General features: G+C 49.7%; 8 protein-coding genes. 6 read left to right on the top strand and 2 right to left on the bottom strand.

All coding sequences use genetic code 11. The features are described from left to right. Positions 1 to 715 (bottom strand): hypothetical protein (locus ASH01S_RS19095; RefSeq protein WP_217996357.1); only part of this gene is annotated, 715 nt, incomplete at its 3' end. 219 nt (positions 716 to 934) lie between these two features. Continuing rightward, entirely contained in the window at positions 935 to 1,498 is a 564-nt protein-coding gene (locus tag ASH01S_RS17040; RefSeq protein ID WP_067929639.1) for a recombinase family protein, read from the bottom strand. Positions 1,499 to 1,727: 229 nt separating this feature from the next. Here ASH01S_RS17040 and ASH01S_RS19800 point away from each other — a divergent pair, with 229 nt between their 5' ends. The 6 genes from ASH01S_RS19800 (at position 1,728) to ASH01S_RS19400 (ending at position 5,247) form a co-directional block, all read left to right on the top strand. Continuing rightward, positions 1,728 to 2,096 carry an ArsR/SmtB family transcription factor gene (locus ASH01S_RS19800; RefSeq protein WP_083517313.1) on the top strand — a complete coding sequence of 123 codons (369 nt, stop codon included), beginning with the start codon at positions 1,728 to 1,730 and terminating at the stop codon, positions 2,094 to 2,096. Next, entirely contained in the window at positions 2,093 to 2,560 is a 468-nt protein-coding gene (locus tag ASH01S_RS17030; RefSeq protein ID WP_067929637.1) for an ArsI/CadI family heavy metal resistance metalloenzyme, read from the top strand. The genes ASH01S_RS19800 and ASH01S_RS17030 overlap by 4 nt, the downstream gene beginning before the upstream one ends. 78 nt (positions 2,561 to 2,638) lie before the next feature. Continuing rightward, positions 2,639 to 3,931: an arsenic transporter gene (locus ASH01S_RS17025; RefSeq protein WP_067929636.1), complete on the top strand. Its 1,293-nt coding sequence runs from the start codon at positions 2,639 to 2,641 to the stop codon at positions 3,929 to 3,931. A gap of 14 nt (positions 3,932 to 3,945) precedes the next feature. Further along, a complete protein-coding gene (gene arsC, locus ASH01S_RS17020; protein WP_067929635.1) occupies positions 3,946 to 4,368 on the top strand; it encodes an arsenate reductase (thioredoxin) in 423 nt (140 codons plus the stop codon). An 11-nt stretch (positions 4,369 to 4,379) separates the two neighbouring features. Next, a complete protein-coding gene (locus ASH01S_RS17015; protein WP_067929634.1) occupies positions 4,380 to 4,886 on the top strand; it encodes an arsinothricin resistance N-acetyltransferase ArsN1 family A in 507 nt (168 codons plus the stop codon). A gap of 118 nt (positions 4,887 to 5,004) precedes the next feature. Next, positions 5,005 to 5,247: a cation efflux transmembrane domain-containing protein gene (locus ASH01S_RS19400; protein WP_306302878.1), complete on the top strand. Its 243-nt coding sequence runs from the start codon at positions 5,005 to 5,007 to the stop codon at positions 5,245 to 5,247. Positions 5,248 to 5,741: the final 494 nt, after the last annotated feature.

Below are 5,741 nucleotides of genomic sequence, written 5' to 3'. Positions count from 1 at the left end.
GGCCAAGTTCTATAGTATATCTCACCTTATGTATTCTGTTGCCAATGTCTCTATATTTAATAATACATTTCAGTGGGGGGAACTCCCGTTCGACATTTCCTATGAAGGATGCCATGAATAGGGCCACGTAGCCGTATGGCAATGGAACGGGAGTCGATTGACTTTGTACGGAAACGGGCAACATGTACGTTGTATAGAACCTGTTATCATTCTTTAAATACACCTCTGAACTTTGCCGCTTTCCCTCTATGATTAAGCGACGGTTCTTTTCGTAGGTAATTCCAAATGGGGAATCACTGGTAGACGTACATACTGAAAGAACCTGCTCGATATCGTATATCCATTCTATTGATACGTTTTTTGCCGTCCCCAAACCTATGTTATAAGCATCAAGACGGGGTGGCACTTTATCACGTGCTGCCGTCTTGATGTGAGGTGATAACGCAGTTCCATCCCAGAAAAAATGAAGAGTAGATGTGCCAAAGATAACGTGTGGTTCAAATGTCGTTCTTCTCTGTTTGTCAAGGACAAAGACACTCACAAGAGTGGCCACTGCAGTCATGAAAGTTGCGAGATTAGTTATCCCGTTGTTCATTGTAAGAAGTTGTACGACCCAATTCTGAGACGATGTCTTTGTGGTAGCAGCATATACCAATGAAGAGTAATCGACCAGAGTTAGTAAGATGCCACATATTATTCTAATTGCAAATTTCAAATTGGAATGCCCCCATACATCCGGCGCTGAGGTTATTGTCTCTATCGGAATGATATGTATGATTTTACGTAAATACTGAATGAGCTTTCTACGTGTGTCAAATCGCGGCTTTCGTAGATAGATAGATTCTCCCATATATTTTCTATGAATTGACCCCCGTGTAGTGGATTGTGGTAGGAAATTTCCGGTTTTCTTCAAAGGTGCTTCATCCCGTAGGATTCATGATGGGACATTGCTGCGTTCCTTGATATATCTGTACAATGTGGTCTTGCTTACTCCTGTAGCCTTCGTGATCTCGGTGATGCTGTATTGTTTGCTGTCATACATTTTGAGTGCCAATTTCACTTTGTCCTCAGCTTTGCGTGGCCTGCCACCCTTGCGCCCCCGGGCTCTTGCGCTCGCTAAGCCAGCCTTGGTGCGTTCTCGAATCATGTCACGCTCGAATTCAGCCAGGGCAGCGAAAATGGTGAACACGAGTTTTCCGGTTGCCGTCGAGGTATCAATACTCTCTTTCAGAGAGACAAAGTGGATGCCTTTCTCTCCAAACTCAGATATCAAATCAATCAGATGCTTCGTACTGCGACCTATGCGGTCAAGCTTCCATACGACGACGGTATCCCCAGGACGCAGGTATTTGAGCATTTCATCCAGTTGTGGGCGCTCACGTCGCGCTCCACTTATTTTCTCTTGAAAGATCCGTTCAGCTCCATATTGCCGAAGTGCATCAATCTGCAGATCCAGGTTCTGATCCTCGGTGGACACTCTTGCGTAGCCAAAAATCACAATATCACCCCGTCAATATCGTACCAAAAACGATGAATATGGTGTATAAAGAAACTTTGATAAAGAGACGGGTTTTGGTCCTGTTTAGAGCGGGATTTGTGGTGGGGGGAAATTATCAGTAGAGATAGTATCAAAAACGGTCGTTATTGGAACAGAAACAAGGCACATGAGAATTTCAACTTGACACCTCCACATGCTCACGATATGATATCCACAAACATCGATATCGATGGAGGTCAATATGAATACTGAGTCTGTGCTTGCGCGGCTAAGTGCACTAGCCGACAAGAGCCGCTTCACGATCCTTCAAATTATGGCGAAGGGAGCAATTGGTACTTGCTGTGACCGGATCGAGGCGTATGAGAACGGCTGTTGTGTCGCCGACGTGGTCGCGGTTACAGGACTGTCACAACCCACCGTTTCACACCACCTGAAAACGTTGGAGAAGGTTGGTCTCGTTCGCAAGGAAGTGCGAGGCCCGTGGACTTGTTACTTCCCGAATCCAGAGGCAATCGAAGAATTGATCAATGCCCTGAGAGCTGAATTGTACCCTTCGGGGAAATGCGACGTCGATATACAGGGAGGATGTTGTTCATGACTGCCTTGAAACCCCATGTGGCTATCAATGTGCGTGACTTTGAACGGTCACTCGCATTCTACCGCACCTTTTTCGGCCTGGAGCCGGTCCGAGTTCGCCCCGGCTATGCGAAATTTGACGTCGAACAACCGCCACTGAATTTTACCATCAATCAGCGGGACTACGAGGATGCTGGTGCACTCAACCATCTCGGGCTCCAGGTGAGTTCCACGGATGATGTCCTCGCCGCAAAGGAGAGACTGATGGCGGCCGGTATGGCCACATTTGACGAGATGAACACGACCTGTTGCTATGCGGTTCAGGACAAGATTTGGGTTACAGACCCTGACGGCAACCGGTGGGAAGTCTTCGTAGTCCTCGAGCAGGAGGACGACCGAAAAGAATCCGGTGTACAAGTCGAGTGTGGCGGAATATCAGGAACGTGCTGCACTCCAGCCGGATCCACTTCGTGTTGCGCCAGTTAACATCGATGAAATGGAAAAGGGCGTCGGTCTCGTTGCCGACGCCCGTGAAAGTTCCCCCATCCACTAAGGAGAGACAGCATGATTTATGTAGCGGTCGCGTTGTTTGTCGTCACATTGGTCTTTGTGATCTGGCAGCCGAAAGGACTGTCGATCGGCTGGAGTGCGCTTGGTGGAGCCGGGCTTGCACTCATTTTTCATGTGGTCTCGTTTCAGGACGTGCTAGCTGTCACCAAAATCGTATGGGATGCGACGTTCGCATTTGTGGCCATCATTATCATCTCCACCATCCTGGATAAGATCGGTTTCTTTGAATGGGCAGCCTTGAAGATGGCGCGTGCTGCAGACGGCGATGGGCGAAAGGTGTTCCTCTACGTGACCCTGCTCGGTGCCATCGTTGCCGCCTTTTTCGCCAACGACGGCGCGGCGTTGATCCTGACGCCCATCGTCCTTGAAAAAATCAAGCTGCTGAAATTTGATACCAAGAGGATGCTCCCATTTATTATGGCGAGCGGATTTATCGCGGACACCACATCCCTGCCGCTTGTCGTGAGCAACCTCGTAAACATCGTGTCAGCTGATTACTTTCACATCGGGTTTGTCAGTTACTTTGTCCATATGCTTGTCCCGGATCTCTTTTCACTCGGCGCCAGCATCCTTGTCCTGTATCTCTTTTTCCGACGTGACATCCCGGAAAGGTACAACCCAAGTGATTTGTCTGAACCAGCCAGCGCGATTGCGCATGAGGGAATGTTCAAGACATCGTGGATGATCCTCGCGGTACTCTTGGTGGGTTACATTCTCACGGAGCTGCTGCACATCCCCGTATCTTCCGTCGCGGGTGTCATCGCCATTGTGTTCCTTGTGGCCGGTGCACGCACGCGGGTGATTCAGCCCTGGCAAGTGATTCGGGAGGCTCCGTGGGCCATCGTCGTATTCTCGATTGGGATGTATGTCGTGGTATACGGGCTGCGAAATGCCGGATTGACCAATCTCCTCGGACATGCCGTCCTGGCGACGACACACGCCGGCCTGTTTGCCGGTACACTGGCCACAGGGTTCATTGCTGCCATTCTGTCCAGCATCATGAACAACATGCCCACCGTGATGATTAACGCGCTGGCGATTCACTCTACAGGCGTAAACGGAGTGATGTATGATTCGCTGGTCTACGCAAACGTAATAGGCTGCGATCTTGGTCCAAAAATCACCCCCATTGGCTCATTGGCGACCCTCTTGTGGTTGCACGTACTCGGGAAGAAGGGGATCTCCATCAGTTGGGGTCGATACTTCACGACCGGGGTTGTCCTGACCATTCCAACGCTGTTTGTCACCCTGTGCGGGTTGTACTTATGGACTTTGCTCACGTCATGACAGGAGGGTTTACGATGGCGAAAAAGCTGATCTACTTCCTGTGCACGGGAAATTCATGCCGAAGTCAGATGGCAGAAGGATGGGCACGCCACCTTGGCGATGACCAGGTTGAAGTGCACAGTGCAGGCGTGGAAGCCCACGGCTTAAATCCAAGAGCTGTAGCAGTCATGAAAGAAGTCGGAATCGACATTTCGCACCACCAGTCAAAGTTGATTGACCCGGACCTGCTGAATCAGGCTGACTACGTGATTACGTTGTGTGGGGATGCGAACGATAGGTGTCCCATGACACCACCACATGTGAAGCGTCTGCACTGGGGTTTTGAAGATCCCGCAAAGGCTACCGGGACGGAGGCAGAGATTCAGGCAAAATTCCGCGAAGTGCGGGATGCGATACGTGACAAAATCCTGACCTTCTTGCATGAGGAAATCGAGTGAGGCGATGAATCATGGTAACGGTCCGCTTTGCGACACCCGAAGATTTACCGTCCATCTTGACGATTTATAATCAGGGCATCGAGGATCGGATTGCGACGTTAGAGCAGGATACAAAGGACATGTCCTACATAACGCGCTGGTTTGCGGAGCATACAGGGCGTTACAGGGTTTTAGTGGCAGAGAATCAAGGGAGCGTCGTTGGATGGGCAGACTTACACCCATATTCACACCGTTGTGCTTACGCTGGTGTAGGCGAACTGTCAGTGTACGTTCACCGAGAATGGAGAGGGAAGGGCGTCGGTCAAGCGCTCCTCCGCGAGTTGGAGGCATTCGCTCGCGAAAACGAATTTCATAAATTGGTCTTAGGGACATTTCCCTTCAATTCCAGTGGTCAGGGTTTATACCGCAAAATGGGATTTCGTGAGGTTGGCGTGTTCAAAAACCACGGGAAACTAGATGGAAATTGGGTTGACGTGATGTGGATGGAGAAGTTACTGGACGTGGATGTCGATCGATGAGCCAGGCTATATAGCATGTTTGACTGCGAACTGTGCCGTTTTACTTTGGCGGTTAGTCGTTGAATCACGCGGAGCAAGCCTCGATCGGGTAAAACGCGCAGAAAAGAGTGCCTCGTGAGTGGTTGGGATTGCTTTGCTGCTTCTCGCTGTATACATCACGGTGGCTTCGGTAGATAAGCTTGTCACACACCAAGGAGCGGAATCGACGTACTGGGGGCTTGGTTTAGCCATCGCATCAGGAATCATCATGCCATATCTGTTCCGAGCCAAGAAACGAATTGGCACTGAAATCGGCAGTAAAGCACTTCGGGCAGACGACTCGTGCAGCATCGTTTGTGCGTATATGGCTTGGACGGTCTAGCAGGTGTCATTTTGACCGCTTTGTTCGGCTGATGGTGGATTGATTCCATCGCTGCCTTGGCACTGGTCTACTTCGTCGTGAAAGAGGGGTGGGAAGCGATTCAGGAAGCGCGTGGCAAGAAAGATGCCTGTGGCTGTTGTCATGACGATTGTTGCTAAAGTGACCGATAACCGTCCGAAAGGGCAACTTCACATAATGGCCGTTATTGGACGGGCAAAAGTGCGCAATTAAGTTTGTCTGACCATGTGATCAAAAAAGGCGTCCATCATTGGACACCGTTATTCTGGATGCATATGGACTCAGTGTCATGCAATACTTAATGACGAGCGGTGTGATTTTCCACTGCGATGACTACATACTCCACGAGCAATCCGCCCCTCGCCAAACGTCGACAACTTAGTGATAGGATAAGCGGTAACATTAGGTTATGGCCTACTCCTTTTTGTGAGATTAGCCACGACTTGTGTACCGTTTTTTCTATAATGGGTATACTT

The organism is Alicyclobacillus shizuokensis NBRC 103103, from assembly GCF_001552255.1.
In the GTDB taxonomy this organism is placed as follows: Bacteria; Bacillota; Bacilli; order Alicyclobacillales; family Alicyclobacillaceae; genus Alicyclobacillus_G; species Alicyclobacillus_G shizuokensis.
Note: the sequence above shows the minus strand (reverse complement) of the source record. Positions and strands in the feature narration are given on the sequence as shown.